This is a genomic window from Bacillus sp. FSL R9-9410 (assembly GCF_038050385.1).
Classification (GTDB): Bacteria; Bacillota; Bacilli; order Bacillales; family Bacillaceae_G; genus Bacillus_A; species Bacillus_A cereus_U.
The window spans coordinates 3,529,213-3,545,273 of the sequence record NZ_JBBOTV010000001.1; the positions used below are offsets into that span (position 1 = coordinate 3,529,213).

The window sequence follows — 16,061 nt, forward strand, 5'->3', positions numbered from 1 at the left end:
CCCCTTCATTTCCTCCTCTTTTTAACCGCAATTAAAAATGCAATAAATAATACATTCACACCGACTATTAAGGAGATAAATAACCAATTCACACCTGTTTCTTCGCTAACTTTATAAACATTCGATTCTTCGCGCTTTAAAACAAGATAAAATTTTCCGTTTTCTTCTCTTATAATTTCGTCTTCTAACAATCCTCTTAACTCTTGTTTTTCACCAATTGTACTTACAGGTAAGGGAACTTTTTGTGTTTCTTTCGTATTATTAATCGCTACTAGTGTTACTTCATCTTTATACTTTCGTTTTAATATACTCATTCCATCTTTATCATATAGAAGTTCAAACGTACCACGTCGTAAAGATGGTCTCGTTTGTCTAATTTCACCTAACTTCGTTATGTGCTGCATAAACTTTTCATCAGATTTGAAATCCATTAATCGTCTATTATCTGGAGCATCTCCCCCATCTAATGCGATTTCAGTTCCGTAATAAAAATTCGGTATCCCCGGGGATGTTAATAAGTAAGTGATCGCTAGTTTTAAACGAGACGGCGGGTAATACATGTTTTCTTTTGCAATACGCGCAAATCGCTTTGTTTCTTGATTATCTAAAAACGTAGCGAATTCCTCTTCTTTTCCGCTCACATCATATAACGGTTTCACAGACATATCTGCTTTTGAAAATGACTCTACTATTTTTTTATAGTACTCATTATCTTCCTTTGTCATAATGTGAAAATCTTTCTTTACCTTCTGCAAATCCTTTTGCACTTCATCCCAAAAAGCACGTGGCTTTTTTTCACTATGTATCACATAACTTCCGTCTAAATCGACTTCTTTTATCCACCATTTCATCGAGTCTATTAATTGTTGTTCATTTTCTTCATACGGAAATTGAAAGGTAACTTTCATTCCTTTTTTGTGAGCCTCATTTACAAGTTCTTTCACATCATTTTCTGTTCCGAAATGTTCATTTACTTTTTGAAAGTTTCGAACGCCTAATCCATCATACTTTTCACTTTCAAAAAGCGGCGAAAGCATAATAGTAGTAAATCCCATTTCTTTTATGTAATCCAATCTTTTTATAATCCCTCGTATATCTCCGCCCTGATATCCTTCTAAATTACCAACGTCTAACTGTTTGTCATTTTTCGGTTCTCCGTTATTGAAGCGATCAATCATAATGGAATATATAACTTCATCTCGCCATTCCCTTTTTTCTTCCGCAAAAGTATGTACTGGTACAAACAAAATAACAGCTAAACAAAAACAAATGAATAGTTCCTTAGTCCATATTTTTTTCACACGCATCCCCCAAACTTCCAATTGTAAGAATATTATACCAATTTTTAGAGCAAATCGCATAGGTTGATTTTCCCCCGCTATTTGCGGGCAGTAAGACTCCCACCTCGAAATTCGGCGAGTGCGAGGAAGTTAGGCGGGAGATAACTGCCCGTAAAAGCCCGATTGGTTCAGCTAATAATCAGTGGGGGGATGGACAAAACCCCCACTGATTAAAGTTTCACTTTACCTCTCCAAAATACATCATGTTAGGTTTTCTAACATTTCCGGAAAAAGTTTTCTGAATTTTTAGTTGATTTTTCTTTTTATTTCGAATATGATATGAAACATAACAAGTAGATGTTATATTTTATAACATCATAGGAGGAGAGAGAATGAATACGGGAGATACAGTTTTTATTTTTGTAACGACAGTAATGGTTATGTTGATGACACCAGGATTGGCACTTTTTTATGGAGGTATGGTTCGCAGTAAAAACGTACTCAGCACAACAATGCACAGTTATAGCGCAATGGCTATCGTTTCGATTCAATGGATTGTTATCGGTTATTCTTTATCATTCGGACCAGATTGGCACGGACTTATTGGCAATCTCGATTGGTTCGGTCTAAACGGAGTTACCTACGCACCAAATCCAGACTACTCATCTACTATTCCTCACAATTTATTTATGATGTTCCAACTCATGTTCGCTATTTTAACTCCCGCTTTAATTTCAGGTGCATTCGCCGAAAGAATGCGATTTTCTGCCTTTCTTATTTTTATCCTTCTTTGGACAACAATCGTTTACAATCCTGTCGCTCATTGGGTATGGGGCGTTGGTGGATGGCTGAGAGAACTCGGCGCGTTAGACTTCGCTGGTGGTAATGTCGTTCATATCACATCTGGCGTTGCTGGTCTTGTATTAGCTATTTTCCTTGGAAAACGAAAAAACATAAGCGGTACCTCTCCTCATCATTTACCATTTACAATGTTAGGCGCAGGCTTACTCTAGTTCGGCTGGTTCGGTTTTAACGTCGGTAGTGCATTATCTTTAAATGACGTAGCTTTAACTGCATTTATTAATACAAATATAGCCGCTGCTGCTTCAGCTCTAACTTGGATGCTTTCTGAATGGTTCTTCCAATCAAAACCGACTGCAATGGGAGCTGCTTGCGGGGTTGTTTCTGGTTTAGTCGCCATTACGCCGGCTTGTGGATTCGTCACACCTTTCTCCGCTCTTCTTATCGGAGCAATCGGCGGTATATTATGCTTCGGCGCTGTCTTCTTCTTAAAAAACAAATTCGGATACGATGATACACTCGATGCCTTTGGATGCCACGGCATCGGAGGAACTTGGGGCGGTATTGCAACTGGACTATTTGCAACAACTACCGTAAACGGTGATGGCGCTAACGGATTATTTTACGGAAACGCCACTCTCCTTTTCAAACAACTTGTAGCAATCGGCGCAACATATGCATTCACGATCATAATGACGTACGCCATTATTAAAGCCATTAACTTCTTCCTCCCTGTTCGTGTCGATGAGCACGAAGAACAAATGGGGCTTGATATTTCGATGCACGGGGAAAAAGCTTACGATTATACTGAGCGAGTGAACTAAAAAAGAGATGCAATCTACTACTGATAGATTGCATCTCTTTTTATCGTACTTGTTGGCTGTATACCCCGACCTGTATCAATATAAATATATCAGCGATTCTTCGGATATATCGACGATTTTTTAAATATATCAGCGATTCTTTCAATATATCGACGTTTCGACACAACATATCGATTTACCAACAAATTCCGACATGTTTTAAACGTAAAATACCCCGCGTAGCTTACGAATCACCGTACTTACTTTTGTTCAAGCTTAATATAATAAGAAACGCAACCGCTATTACAGCTAAAAAGCGAACTGGATTAAACGGCGTTCCAACCGTTTCATTTAATCGGTGATAAATAAAAGGGATCACCTCAAGCACCATTAACCCCATCGCAATTTGAAACGTCTCAGCCATCGCTTTATTTTTTATAAACGTGGCGCGCTCATCACCTTGTTTCCCGATTGCTATAAACATCTTTACAATAGCAAACACTATAAACAAAAAGACACTTAACGCAATAATAAAAATAGCAACATTAATGAAATACACCTCTTGTATGTAAAACTTATTTGACAATAGTATAACATCTTTTACATAAAAAGACGACCGAAAATTCTTCCAGTCGTCTTTTCCTATTTATCCCGCATTAACGGGCAGTAAGATCCCCCACCTCAAAATTCAGCGAAAACAAAGAAGTTAGGTGAGGGATCAACTGCCCGTAAAAGCCCGATTGGTGAGGGCTAATAATCAGTGGGGATGACCTCCCCACTGATTAAAGTTTCACTTTATTTCGGAGCATTCCCTACATACTGCGTAATATCAACATTTAATGCCCTTGCTAAACGCATTCCGTAGTCATGATCTGCACGGAAGAAGTTGCAAATAGCTAGTAATTTCGTGCGTTCATTTACATCTCTTAAGTCATTTGTTAAATTCGCAATTAAGTTGTCTTGCTCTTCTTTAGAGAATGAACGGTAACGCTCACCTGCTTGTTTGAAGTCATTTGGTTTCTCAATTTTTTCACGAGATACATAGCCTTCTACTTTCATAGTTGAATCGCGGTAAGCTGGATCTTCAACTGGATTTTCAGTATGACGGCTCGGTTCGTAGTTTATTGTAGATGGGTTTTGATCCACTTGCATCGCACCATCACGTTGTTGGTTACGAACAGCTGCGTATGGGCAGTTTACAGGAATTTGTAAATAGTTTGCACCAAGACGATAACGCTGTGTATCTGGGTAAGAGAATAAACGACCTTGTAATAATTTATCTTCAGATGGTTCAATACCATTTACAGTTGCACTTGGAGTAAACGCCGCTTGTTCTACTTCCGCAAAGAAGTTTTTCGGGTTACGATTTAACGTCATTGTCCCTACTTCAATTAATGGGAAGCGATCTTCCGGCCATACTTTCGTTGGATCTAGTGGATCGAAATCTAAAGAGTCCGTTTCATCTATTTGCATTACTTGTACGTGTAAATCCCATTTTGGGTAGTTTCCTTTTTCGATTGCATCGAATAAGTCACGAGTTGCATGATTGAAGTCTTTACCTTGCACTTGCTCGACTTCTTTTGCACTTAAGTTACGCACAGCTTGCTGTGGTTTCCAATGATATTTAATGTAAACGATTTTACCTTCTTCATTAATCCATTTAAATGAATGTACGCCGAAACCTTCCATTTCACGATAGTTTGCCGGTGTACCATAATCAGAAAATACCCATGTCATCATATGTGTAGATTCTGGAGTTAACGTCATGAAATCCCAGTAACGATCTGGTGTTTGAACATTTGTATCAGGTGCTGGCTTTAAAGAATGCACCATGTCAGGGAATTTAATGGCATCACGAATGAAGAAAACAGGTAAATGGTTACCTACGATATCGTAGTTTCCTTCTTCTGTATAAAATTTAACAGCAAACCCGCGCGGATCACGAGCTGTCTCTGGAGAACCTTGGCCATGAATAACCGTTGAAAAACGAACGAATACAGGTGTTTCAGTTCCTTCATTTTGTAAAAACGCTGCTTTCGTATATTGCTTCATGCTGTTTTTCGTTACGAATACACCGTGAGCACCTGCACCACGTGCATGCACAACACGCTCAGGAATACGTTCACGATCAAAGTGAGCAAGTTTTTCTACTAAATGATAGTCTTCTAACAATACCGGTCCACGGCGACCAGCTGTACGAGAGTTTTGGTTATCTCCAACTGGAGCACCTTGGTTTGTTGTTAAGCGATTATTGGGATTCATCAAGGGGGATCCTCCTCTTTCTTTCTTAGTAATTATTATTTGTTTAAATTTATTATAAAATAATTATTATTCAAAAGTGAATTCTTGTCAACTATTTCCTTCATTTTTTTGGAAACCATTTCAGCTAAACAATCGATAAATACAGATTGTGCATTCGGCATATTTGGTCTGAAATATGCGGCATTTAATTCCTCAGTTACAACTTTACATTCATAATCGTTGTCATATAAAGTGAATCTTTAATCAGTGGGGGTTTTGTTCATCCCCACTGATTATTAGCCCGCAAACAGCGGGATAAAACTTCTAAATGGGGCAATATGTTTTAAACCTAAGTAACAAAAAAATTCATACTCTATAAACATTTTATTCATTGAATCTGTTAATTTATGCGCCTGCTCTTTCGTTATTTTCGCAAGCGGTGAAATTCCACCAATTGCTTTATACCATCCGATTAAATTTTGGAGCGCTTCTTCAGACGGCTTACACCCGTGACGAATGTGAGTACTCCGGCGTTCCATACGCCATCACAAGCAAACCTATTTTCTTCTTCGTCCTCTATATAACACCTCAATTTTGGAAATGAGAATTTTTTTCAAGAACATTTGTTTCCAAGTATAACAAGTAATAATAAGTACGTCAAAATAATAATTATAAATAAGTAATATTTCTAATATGATTTTTAATTTTATATGACACTTTATTTAATAAAAAAGCGGCTTACATATATGTTGTAAGCCGCCCTTTCCCCTATTCTTTAATATTTACCCCATACTCTTTAAACCAAACATGAATTTGCGCTAAATGAGCTAAAAGTTGAGGACCTGTCATTAATTGCCCATACCAAGGTTTTTGAAATGCACTGCCACCAGACTCGATCAATCCGCCCAATTGCTCTTTATCGAACAATTCATGCAAGATTGAGCCTTTATCCGTTAATAAATCTTGGAGCCATACTGTGACTGCTTTCGTATAGTGCGGATTATGTGTTTTCGGATACGGACTTTTCTTTCTATACAATATATCATTTGGAAGTAATCCTTCTAACGCCTTACGCAATAGACCTTTTTCGCGGTTTTTATACATTTTCATTTCCCAAGGAATATTCCACGCATATTCGACAAGTCGGTGGTCCGCAAATGGAACGCGTACTTCTAAGCTTGCCCCCATACTCATACGGTCTTTTCTGTCTAATAATGTTGTCATAAACCATACCATGTTTAAATAAAATAATTGTCGTCTCTTCGCTTCTAATGGGCTTTCTCCCTCTAAAATAGGAACTTCTTGAATGGATTCTTCATAGCGTTGTTGTACATATTGTTGTAAATTTAATTTATTTCTCCATTCTTTCTTCAGAAGTTGTTCACGCGCTTCTGTAGAACGCATCCACGGAAATGCACTTGATTGTAAATCATCTTCTCTATAAAACCACGGATAACCGCCGAATATTTCATCTGCACATTCTCCAGATAAACCGACGACAAAATCTTGTTTTATTTCACGGCAAAACCATAATAATGAAGAATCAATATCTGCCATACCAGGCAAATCGCGAACGAGTACTGCTTCTGTTAAATACTGTGCTAGTTGTTCATTAGAAATGACGCAGCGATGGTGGATTGTTTGAAATGTCTCTGTCATTAAATTAATAAATGGAGCATCTGAATTCGGCTGAAACGCATTCGCTTTAAAGTATTTTTCGTTATCTTCATAGTCAACAGAATACGTGTGTAATTGCCCTTTCCCTGATCTTTCATACTCTTTTGCAGCTATTGCTGTTATAGCACTTGAATCTACACCGCCTGATAAAAAAGTGCATAGTGGTACGTCAGAAACTAATTGTCTCGTAATCGCATCTTGTAATAAAAAACGAGTTTTCTCTACTGTTTCTTCAAATGAATCTTCATGTTTTTTACTTTCCACATTCCAATATCTCCATATGCATAAACCATCTTTTGAGAACGTCATTGCATGACCCGGGCGCAGTTCTTGAATACCAGCATATATACCGTGACCAGGTGTTCTAGATGGTCCAAGGCCGAATATTTCCGATAATCCTTCTAACGTTACTTCCGCCTTCACATCTGGATGCGCCAGTATCGCTTTTAATTCTGAACCAAATAATAATCGTCCGCTATCATATTTATAAAAAAGCGGTTTTACACCTAATCTATCTCTCGCAATAAAGACTCGTTCATTTTTCTCATCCCATACTGCAAACGCATATATACCGTTTAAATGATCAACACATTCTTCTTTCCATTCAATATAAGATGCCAATAGTACTTCTGTATCGGAATGCCCTTTAAATGTATAACCTCTTCTTAATAACTCTTTGCGAATATCTTCTGTATTGTAGAGCTCTCCGTTATAGCAAATCGCATAACTCGTTTCGTTTTTTAAACAAGTCATGGGTTGTTTACCACCTTCAGGATCTACAACGATTAACCGTTTATGCCCAAATGCGACGTTCCCTTTAATCCAAACTTTATTATCATCTGGACCGCGTTTCGCTAGCGTTTCCGCCATCTTCGTCACGATGTCCCTTTCCCCTTCTAATGAGCGTTTATAATCCACCCATCCTGTAATCCCGCACATAAGAATCATCCTTCCTAATCTAATATCTGTTTCTGAACGTGCAGTAATCCCCACCCTATGAGTGCGGATACATAAAAACAACAAACTTGACGATAACTAACTATCCATATATGGAATAGCAGTTTCACAGTGTAAAGCGTGTTTTATTGTATGCCCATCTATCTTTAGGTGTGTCTAGTTATAAAGAACGTACGAACTGTCCATAACAAGAATAACTATTTCTATAAAAGGAGAAATGAACTATGATACAACGCAAACATATTTTGTATAACCAACCGCGCGCTCATACAGTCGGTAATGTAGAATATATAAACAAAGAATGGGTATTCTTTGATGATGAAAATGATGAGGCTTTTCTATTAGAAGATATTGCTGAAGATGGTTTTGAAATTTTATATAACAACAATTGGCTACCAGCTCGTTTTTATGAACAAGACATATTACAAATTGCAAATGAACAACATTCTCTCCAAAACGGGGAAATGATACGAATTCGAAAAAAATTACTTCTTAGCTATAATGAATGGCTTGAGGAATTACCTGACTCTGTCTTTACATTATTAACCGAATCATTGCAATCACTTAATTACTCTTTATATGATTGCATGTATTGTCATAATTATTTATCCTTCTTGCCAAAAGAGGAAGCATGCGAAGGAGTAAATATTCTTTTATTCGATAACGACGAAATGATTTGTACATTGCAGCATCATTTTGTACGCCACTCTTCCTCTAATAAAAATATTTTGCGATTTACGAAAGTAAACGGAGAAGAGTTGCATATTGATGCGACATAAAATAAAAACCACCTTATCTCCCAAATATTTGAGATCATAAGGTGGTTTTTTTATTTGAATACGTACCAGCCGATCGGTAATTTCAGTCCAAGATAAAATACCGCTACTAGCGCGATAATAAATAGTCCCCAAACTGCCCCTGTTTTCTTGTTCTTGCTCATTTTCACAAGAACCATTTCCATACCGCCGATAACTAAAATACCAGCTAACATTTTCATGCCGTACCACATGTGCATGCTACCTGTTGCCGTCTTCACAATACTCATGTACAACATGACACCTGTCACAATAATGATAATGTACATAAGGCGAAGCCCCATATGTACACCTTTACCTTTTCTTCCTGCTGAATAAAGTGAATACGCAACGAAGAATAAAATTAATCCTAACGCCCATGCTGTAATATGCATATGTACCATCGTATCCCTGCCTCCTCTTTTCACACTTTTTCACTTTATATGATAACATGTTCATTTATTTTCAGGAAATGTTTCGCTTTTTTATATTTAAATGATATAATATTTAGAGTATTTACAAACTTCTTGTAATAACAAAAGGGGGAACAATCATGATTCAAACTAAGGATATTATCGAACTTACAGACACATACGGGGCAAATAACTACCATCCACTTCCAATCGTTATTTCTAAAGCAGAAGGCGTTTGGGTAGAAGATCCTGAAGGAAACCGCTATATGGACTTACTAAGTGCATATTCTGCAGTAAACCAAGGTCATCGTCATCCAAAAATCATTAACGCTTTAATTGACCAAGCTAATCGAGTTACGTTAACTTCTCGTGCTTTCCATAGCGATCAATTAGGTCCTTGGTACGAAAAAGTTGCGAAACTAACAAATAAAAATATGGTACTTCCTATGAATACAGGCGCAGAGGCTGTTGAAACTGCAATTAAAACAGCTCGTCGCTGGGCTTACGATGTGAAAAAGGTAGAGGCAAACCGTGCAGAAATCATCGTTTGTGAAGATAACTTCCACGGACGTACAATGGGTGCTGTTTCTATGTCATCAAACGAAGAGTACAAGCGCGGCTTCGGTCCAATGCTTCCTGGCATTATTGTAATTCCTTACGGTGATTTAGAAGCGTTAAAAGCTGCGATTACACCAAATACAGCTGCATTCATTTTAGAGCCAATCCAAGGTGAAGCAGGAATTAACATTCCACCAGCTGGTTTCTTAACAGAAGCTTTTGAAGTATGTAAAAAAGAAAACGTTTTATTCGTAGCAGATGAAATCCAAACAGGCTTAGGCCGTACTGGTAAAGTATTTGCTTGCGACTGGGACAATGTAACTCCTGACATGTACATACTTGGTAAAGCACTTGGCGGCGGCGTATTCCCAATCTCTTGTGTTGCAGCAAACAGCGACATTTTAGGCGTATTCGAGCCAGGTTCTCACGGTTCTACATTCGGTGGTAATCCACTTGCATGTGCTGTTTCTATCGCATCTCTTGAAGTATTAGAAGAAGAAAAATTAACAGAGCGTTCTCTTCAATTAGGAGAAAAACTAGTTGGGCAATTAAAAGAAATTGATAACCCAATGATTACTGACATTCGCGGTAAAGGTTTATTCATCGGCATCGAATTAAACGAGCCAGCTCGTCCTTACTGTGAACAACTAAAAGCAGCTGGTCTATTATGTAAAGAAACACACGAAAACGTAATTCGTATTGCACCACCTCTAGTAATCTCTGAAGAAGATTTAGAGTGGGCATTCCAAAAAATTAAAGCTGTACTATCTTAATCGTAGTGAGGTTGTCCTAAATATAGGACAACCTCTTTCTTTTTTTAGTAATTTACCGTAAAATAAAATTGAATATTCTGTTTTTGTTAAAAAGGGGGGTAACTGCATGCTATTGAAATACGGTAAACACATTAACTATTTAGCTACAATTTTTATTTCTATGACATTCATCGGCTTCATATTATCTACAACTTTACTCAGTCATTATTCAACTCCTAATACATTCACACTACTTAAAACATTATTTTGGACTGCTGTTTTCCTTACAATTATCGGTTTTGGCCGTGAGAGAAGCGCACTTGCAGTTATGCTAATTGGAATTTGCACTTTAGCGTTAATCGGATTGTATATTTTCGCCATTATAGATTACTCCGTTAATCCACGCCCATAGAAAAGAGCTATCTTTTCACAAGATAGCTCTTTTTTCATTTCACTATATTTCTTAGCGTACCAATTCCCTCTACTGTAACAACAACTTCATCACCAGCATGCAAAAATTTCGGTGGTGTAAAACCTTTACCAACACCAGCTGGCGTCCCTGTTGCAATGATATCTCCTGGCTCTAATGTCATACCTTTACTTATAGTTGAAATAATTTCTTCTACTGAAAAAATCATTTCTCTCGTATTTGAAGTTTGCCTTACTTCTCCATTTACCACTGTTTCAATGTGTAATTCATTCGGCGTTCTAACCATCGATTTATGAATTAAATACGGTCCCATCGGACAAAATGTATCGAAACTTTTCCCTAGGAAAAATTGTTTATGTTTTCTTTGAATATCCCGAGCAGTTACATCATTTATAACTGTATATCCAAAAACATGATCAAGAGCTTTTTCTATTTTTATTTGTTTCCCTCGTTTACCGATAACGATTGCTAGTTCACCTTCGTAATCAAGTTCATTCGTTGCGTGAGGGTGACCATTAATTTGCTCATCAATTCCGATAACTGTTGTTGGCGCCTTTGTAAAAATCATTATATTTTCAGGGATAGACTCTTCTCCGCCCATTTCTACCGCATGCTCACGATAGTTCTTTCCAACACAAAGAATATTTTTTCTCGGCCTTGGAATCGGTGCTAATATTTTCACCTCTGCTAACGGATAATACGCCGATCCCGCATTTTCCTTCGCCCAATTTACAATGTCGCATACTTTCTCAAGACATTCGCTTCCTCTCTCAATACACTCTAACATGGTAATAGGGATAGTAACCTTTTCCCCTTTTTGTCTTTGCGCTTCTCTTAAATGTAATACTTTTTCTTCCTCTTCATCCACAATACCTACAAATACCTTTTCTTCTTTCTTCGCCGTTACAAAACGCAACATTTCCACTCTCCATCCTAAAACTCATACCCTTTAATTGTATTCGCATCCTTAAGAAAAAAACCTTCTCCCGCACGCTAATTTTTACAATATTCCTCCCTCCTTATATTCGTTCCTCATCCGTTATTTGACATAAAATGTAGAAATTATACTTTTTTTAGCGAAGATGTTTCTTTTTTATGGAATTTTTGTATAATATGTACTACATATATACATAAAATTTATTGAGAGATGGAGCCGATTTCAATGTTTGAGCAAGCTATCGAAAAAAAACGCGAAAAAATGATCTATTTTGCTGAACGCTACGGAATGACTTCTCAAAAAACAGTAGATTGTAGCCAAGAACTGGACAGGCTCTTAAATGTTGTTTGGCCTATACATACAGATTGCACACATACTCAAATGTTCGAAACACATACGCAATAACGTATGTGTTTCTTTTATTTCAAAAAAATACACATTTTATTGAAAACGCCCATACAATAGTAGAAAAGAAAATTTTAAAAATGAAAGGTGTTTTGTATGCCAGCTATGGTCGGACATATTCGTATCGTTAATATTGGATCAAGTGGTATTTTTCATATTGGAGATGTATTTGCGATTAGGCCTATTAGTTATTCACGCGCTTTTGCCGGAGCAGGTTCATTTAATGTTGGGGATAACGTCTCTGTCTACAATTATCAAAGCTCAACGACTGTCAATGATTCAGATGTAATTGATCAAGCAATAATCGGTTCGAACTAAAGGAGGCGATTGCATTGAATTTTTATGTGAACCAAAGTATCATCATTAACAGCATTAAAATCGATAGCATTACGACCTCTTCCGTTTTTCAAATTGGAACTGCAGGTAGTATTAAGGCTCTTTCTAAATTCTCAAATACTGGCGGATTTACAGAACCTCTTCGCCCTTTACATGCGAAAGGACAAATTATTTCTATTAAACCTTCAACTAGTTCTTCTTAGACCACCATTATCATAAATATATAGCAGGAATATACCCTCCCTATTGAAAAGGAGGTTTCACAAAATGAATCAAGATATATACACTTACCTACACCAACTTCAGCAAGCTCTCCAAATACAGCAGCAAACTATTCTAAATCTTGAAGAGCAAGTTCGCCTACTACAAGAAGAGCTTAATGAGTTAAAAAGTCGTCCCTCCTCTTCTATAGGAAAAGTGGAATATAAATTCGATCAATTAAAAGTAGAAAATTTAAACGGCACTTTAAATATTGGCTTGAATCCATTTTCAACAAAAGAGCAACAAATTGAAGATTTTCAAGTAGATACAGAAACACTAAAAGTAAATCCTGAAACAGAAATAAATCCAGACTTTTATCAAGGTATCCTTCAAGAAATGCATCGCTATTTAGATGAAGAAGCATATAGTCGCATTCTCCATTTTGAACAAGAAGAGAGAACGCCGCTTGATGAGATGTATCGACAAATGATGGTGGATGACATAAAAAAACAGATGGAACATAGACTTCCATATTATTTATCACAAGTTCAATCGTATGAGGGTATTTCCTCAGATCCCGATTATTTACGAGACGTCATTATTCAAGCAATGAAACAAGATATTGACAAAGCCTTTCTTTCCTTTATTCAACACATACCGGGCAATTTTCGAAAGGAGTAAGTATGTATGAATTTAAATGTTGTGAACCGCGAGTTAAAAGTAGGGCAGATTAAAATGACCGGGGTTTCTTCTTCCGCATTATTTTTAATTGGAGATGCAAACCTTCTCATCCTTTCTTCTATTCTTGATACGCCATTCGAATCCGTTACAGAGGGGCCATTTGTACCATTAGTAACAGATGTCCCTCCGACTCCAGGTTGAGGTGAGGAAAAATTATGCTCCGTCATATTTCAGTTGTACAAAATGTTTCTATCATTTCTATGGGGGTTGCAGCCGTCTTTCAAGTCGGGGATGCTAATCAAATAGAATTAAAAAATAGAGCACTTATCGTTCATCGAGAAATCCCTTGTTATATAAAAGGTGAAGGTCGTTTTGATGCGTTTGAAATCTTTACAGATGAATACATTACAATTCCAAAGCGAACAACAGATGTAAAAATGAATATTGTAAATGAGTGCCCTTTTATTGAAGTAAATGATGTTCACTTGCGAACAATTTTAAATTCCGCGTGCTTCCAAATCGGCAATGTTGACTATGTTTTTAATAATTCTCGCACGCTACAAATCCGCCAATTTATTACTGATGAACCTTCCTCTAAATAATTCATATAGTAATTAAAAAGCTTAGTAAAGTAGGTGGATGGTATGCCTTCGGTTGTAGGAAATCTTGTCGTTCAAAACAGTAACGGCTCTTTCAACTTAGGAGATTTTTATAACGTGTCTCCGAAAGAAAATACGAAAGCTTATAACGGATCTGGGGCTTCCAATGTCGGATTTGTCGTCAACACTTTTAGCGGCGTTAGCGCAACAAATACATTTGATTCTGATGTAGCAGACCAAGATCAAATTGGAACAGCGTAAAAAAGAAACAGCCTTAGCTCTATATTGTGTAGAGCTAGGGCTGTTTCTTCTATTAAAGATAACTTTAATTCAAGCTTATATTCTTTTAATATAGCATTTTTCCTTCTTTATATGCATTTTGATATGTCTCATCATTTATCTGTGTAACATCAGTATGGAACAGTTCCTCCCTAACAGCATCGAATAACTCCTTACATATGTTAGGAAATTCACTTTCCCATCTTTCTCTTTCATCCAACTCCATCAGTGATTCAACAATAACAAGATAAATATTCGGAAATTGCCTCTCAATCTTAGGAGCGTACTTTAGAAATCCCTTTAAATACATATCAAAATGATGACAATCATACTCCTGAGTGCCTGTATAAAATGGAAATCCACTTTCATCTTTCCACTCTAGGAGAATTCCCCAAAATGCTAACAATGAACCTGATCGATATCTCAATTTACTATCATTAAAGTGTTTATAATAAGGGTATAACAATCTATCGCACCAATCTAAATCGATCATACCACCCATATCTTTTATTTCATTACGTAATAAATCTAATTTCTCTTTAATGGGATCCATGCACATTCCCCTTCAATTGTTTATTTCCAAACAGATATATACCTCTTATGATATTTACTCTCTTTATAAAATGAAAATAAATTTATTATATTTTAAAAGCTCAAACAAGCACAACCCCGTTCTAAATTTAGGACGGGGTTAAATTTATAGCAATAAAGTCATTTGAAAATCTAAGTTTTATTCAAAAAATAGCGTCCTTTTCTAGAATAAAGGAATAGATGTATTTATACAAAAGTTGAATATTTTACAGAATTTCAGAATCCTAATTTTTAGCACCTTACATATTTACGTTTGAACCCGAGTCTTCCTCTATCAAGTTCTTTATGAATACTTTCGTAAGCATTTAGAAAACTGCTTTTCTTATTGTCCCGTTTTAGTTCTACAATGCCTACTTCCTTTGCTGTTTCAACTGCCTTTTCATGTAGCGGCACATATGAAATCCCCACGGTGTTTAGAAAATTATTCATAGCGGATTTCGTTCGTTCTGGCGCATCGTGAATTGTATTTTTCACAACTTCTAGCATATTGGCAATCTTACTTTCGGAAAATTCATTGTCTTTTCGATTCCCTAAAAGCCAGCAGTAGCAACTCCATCCCGCTGACATTCTTAGTTCGTCACCACTTGCAATCCATTTATCAGCCACGTCTTGTGCAAAAGCTGATTCAGCTAAAGTTACTGCCACAACATAATCGGACAGCATATAAAAGTACGCCCCAGCCAGCCAACGATCAAAATCCGATTCATTCATAGCTTTTGGGTCTGCGATAATGCCTGCAAAGTACATCGCATCGTAGTTACCTGTGGCATACAGCTCTTCAGCTAAACTTTGATTTATTTTTATTTTCTTTGCAATTGGTTTCATAGCACCTGTAGCTACGCCAAAAAGTGGATCCTTTGCACCATTAGATATGTATATTTTTTTAGTTCGTTCCTTACCGAGCGTTTCAAGCTCTTGCATTACTGTTTCAAAATCCATCATGTTGCACTTCCTTCCTTAATATTATAATCCATTCGCTTATATAAACTAATCATTAGTGAAGATGCTACTCCCCGCTAATGATTAGTTTTTCTTTATTTAAATGATAATCCCTTATCTTCTAAAGCCGTTCTCAATTTAGGTAAAGATGCTGGCCCTATACCGTGCAGTTTCAAAACTTCTTTTTCACTGTACTTTGAAAGTTCTGCTTCAGTCGTTATTCCATGGTGCTCTAACGCTCGTCTTGCTGGTGCTGAAAGAAGAGAAAGAAAGCCTTTTTTTGGCTTCCTCTCTTTCACACAGGTTGGGCAAGTTGGACAATCGCTACTTTTGTAGTACTCGTGTCCTTGATCACAAGTTCTTAACGTCGCCATAATCCATAACCCC

The 16,061-nt window shown here is 36.9% G+C and carries 19 protein-coding genes and 2 pseudogenes; 11 read left to right on the plus strand and 10 right to left on the minus strand.

The genetic code is table 11. The features are described 5' to 3' along the window. Positions 1–5: 5 nt before the first annotated feature. Positions 6–1,361: an alpha-amylase family glycosyl hydrolase gene (locus MKX77_RS18385; RefSeq protein WP_341307429.1), complete on the minus strand. Its 1,356-nt coding sequence runs from the start codon at positions 1,359–1,361 to the stop codon at positions 6–8. A gap of 311 nt (positions 1,362–1,672) precedes the next feature. On the opposite strand from MKX77_RS18385, the pseudogene MKX77_RS18390 reads away from it, so the two are divergent. Continuing rightward, positions 1,673–2,905: pseudogene (locus tag MKX77_RS18390) on the plus strand (ammonium transporter). A gap of 223 nt (positions 2,906–3,128) precedes the next feature. Here MKX77_RS18390 and MKX77_RS18395 read toward each other — a convergent pair. The 4 genes and pseudogenes from MKX77_RS18395 to asnB all read right to left on the minus strand — a co-directional run bounded on the left by MKX77_RS18395 (position 3,129) and on the right by asnB (position 7,741). Then, the gene (locus MKX77_RS18395; protein WP_341307978.1) at positions 3,129–3,434 is read right to left on the minus strand and encodes a hypothetical protein; all 306 of its coding nucleotides are present in this window, start codon (positions 3,432–3,434) and stop codon (positions 3,129–3,131) included. A 245-nt stretch (positions 3,435–3,679) separates the two neighbouring features. Continuing rightward, positions 3,680–5,146: a catalase KatB gene (katB, locus tag MKX77_RS18400; protein ID WP_341307430.1), complete on the minus strand. Its 1,467-nt coding sequence runs from the start codon at positions 5,144–5,146 to the stop codon at positions 3,680–3,682. A gap of 35 nt (positions 5,147–5,181) precedes the next feature. After that, a pseudogene (locus MKX77_RS18405) lies at positions 5,182–5,671 on the minus strand (hypothetical protein). Positions 5,672–5,893: 222 nt separating this feature from the next. Beyond that, positions 5,894–7,741: an asparagine synthase (glutamine-hydrolyzing) gene (gene asnB / locus MKX77_RS18410; RefSeq protein WP_341307431.1), complete on the minus strand. Its 1,848-nt coding sequence runs from the start codon at positions 7,739–7,741 to the stop codon at positions 5,894–5,896. Positions 7,742–7,983: 242 nt separating this feature from the next. On the opposite strand from asnB, the gene MKX77_RS18415 reads away from it, so the two are divergent. Further along, positions 7,984–8,538 carry a DUF2777 domain-containing protein gene (locus tag MKX77_RS18415; protein WP_002140810.1) on the plus strand — a complete coding sequence of 185 codons (555 nt, stop codon included), beginning with the start codon at positions 7,984–7,986 and terminating at the stop codon, positions 8,536–8,538. 50 nt (positions 8,539–8,588) lie between these two features. Here MKX77_RS18415 and MKX77_RS18420 read toward each other — a convergent pair whose 3' ends face one another. Further along, a complete protein-coding gene (locus MKX77_RS18420; RefSeq protein WP_341307432.1) occupies positions 8,589–8,957 on the minus strand; it encodes a YisL family protein in 369 nt (122 codons plus the stop codon). 149 nt (positions 8,958–9,106) lie between these two features. Between MKX77_RS18420 and rocD the strand changes: the two genes are divergently transcribed. Both rocD and MKX77_RS18430 read left to right on the plus strand, forming a co-directional pair. Next, positions 9,107–10,297: an ornithine aminotransferase gene (rocD, locus tag MKX77_RS18425; RefSeq protein ID WP_215555543.1), complete on the plus strand. Its 1,191-nt coding sequence runs from the start codon at positions 9,107–9,109 to the stop codon at positions 10,295–10,297. Between the two features lie 106 nt (positions 10,298–10,403). Next, on the plus strand, positions 10,404–10,688 hold the full coding sequence (locus MKX77_RS18430; RefSeq protein WP_341307433.1) for a hypothetical protein: 285 nt from the start codon (positions 10,404–10,406) through the stop codon (positions 10,686–10,688). A gap of 34 nt (positions 10,689–10,722) precedes the next feature. Here the strand turns inward: MKX77_RS18430 and MKX77_RS18435 are convergent, their stop codons facing one another. Beyond that, positions 10,723–11,625, minus strand: coding sequence for a fumarylacetoacetate hydrolase family protein (locus MKX77_RS18435; RefSeq protein WP_341307434.1), 903 nt, complete (start codon positions 11,623–11,625; stop codon positions 10,723–10,725). A 243-nt stretch (positions 11,626–11,868) separates the two neighbouring features. Between MKX77_RS18435 and MKX77_RS18440 the strand changes: the two genes are divergently transcribed. The 7 genes from MKX77_RS18440 to gerPF all read left to right on the plus strand — a co-directional run bounded on the left by MKX77_RS18440 (position 11,869) and on the right by gerPF (position 14,126). After that, entirely contained in the window at positions 11,869–12,048 is a 180-nt protein-coding gene (locus tag MKX77_RS18440) for an aspartyl-phosphate phosphatase Spo0E family protein (protein ID WP_002087032.1), read from the plus strand. A gap of 96 nt (positions 12,049–12,144) precedes the next feature. Then, positions 12,145–12,366: a spore germination protein GerPA gene (gene gerPA / locus MKX77_RS18445; RefSeq protein WP_001111190.1), complete on the plus strand. Its 222-nt coding sequence runs from the start codon at positions 12,145–12,147 to the stop codon at positions 12,364–12,366. 14 nt (positions 12,367–12,380) lie between these two features. Beyond that, the gene (gene gerPB, locus MKX77_RS18450; protein ID WP_001012507.1) at positions 12,381–12,587 is read left to right on the plus strand and encodes a spore germination protein GerPB; all 207 of its coding nucleotides are present in this window, start codon (positions 12,381–12,383) and stop codon (positions 12,585–12,587) included. 64 nt (positions 12,588–12,651) lie between these two features. Beyond that, positions 12,652–13,266 carry a spore germination protein GerPC gene (locus MKX77_RS18455; protein ID WP_215555540.1) on the plus strand — a complete coding sequence of 205 codons (615 nt, stop codon included), beginning with the start codon at positions 12,652–12,654 and terminating at the stop codon, positions 13,264–13,266. Between the two features lie 6 nt (positions 13,267–13,272). Continuing rightward, positions 13,273–13,467: a spore germination protein GerPD gene (gene gerPD, locus MKX77_RS18460; RefSeq protein WP_002087035.1), complete on the plus strand. Its 195-nt coding sequence runs from the start codon at positions 13,273–13,275 to the stop codon at positions 13,465–13,467. Positions 13,468–13,481: 14 nt separating this feature from the next. Next, entirely contained in the window at positions 13,482–13,868 is a 387-nt protein-coding gene (locus MKX77_RS18465) for a spore germination protein GerPE (RefSeq protein WP_215555539.1), read from the plus strand. A 42-nt stretch (positions 13,869–13,910) separates the two neighbouring features. Further along, positions 13,911–14,126 carry a spore germination protein GerPF gene (gene gerPF / locus MKX77_RS18470; protein WP_001141570.1) on the plus strand — a complete coding sequence of 72 codons (216 nt, stop codon included), beginning with the start codon at positions 13,911–13,913 and terminating at the stop codon, positions 14,124–14,126. 85 nt (positions 14,127–14,211) lie between these two features. Here gerPF and MKX77_RS18475 read toward each other — a convergent pair whose 3' ends face one another. The 3 genes from MKX77_RS18475 to MKX77_RS18485 all read right to left on the minus strand — a co-directional run bounded on the left by MKX77_RS18475 (position 14,212) and on the right by MKX77_RS18485 (position 16,048). Further along, positions 14,212–14,697, minus strand: a complete 486-nt coding sequence (locus tag MKX77_RS18475; RefSeq protein ID WP_215555538.1) for a hypothetical protein — start codon at positions 14,695–14,697, stop codon at positions 14,212–14,214. A gap of 269 nt (positions 14,698–14,966) precedes the next feature. Beyond that, the gene (locus MKX77_RS18480; RefSeq protein WP_341307979.1) at positions 14,967–15,674 is read right to left on the minus strand and encodes a DNA alkylation repair protein; all 708 of its coding nucleotides are present in this window, start codon (positions 15,672–15,674) and stop codon (positions 14,967–14,969) included. A gap of 95 nt (positions 15,675–15,769) precedes the next feature. After that, positions 15,770–16,048, minus strand: a complete 279-nt coding sequence (locus tag MKX77_RS18485; RefSeq protein ID WP_341307435.1) for an RNA polymerase alpha subunit C-terminal domain-containing protein — start codon at positions 16,046–16,048, stop codon at positions 15,770–15,772. Between the last annotated feature and the right edge of the window lie 13 nt (positions 16,049–16,061).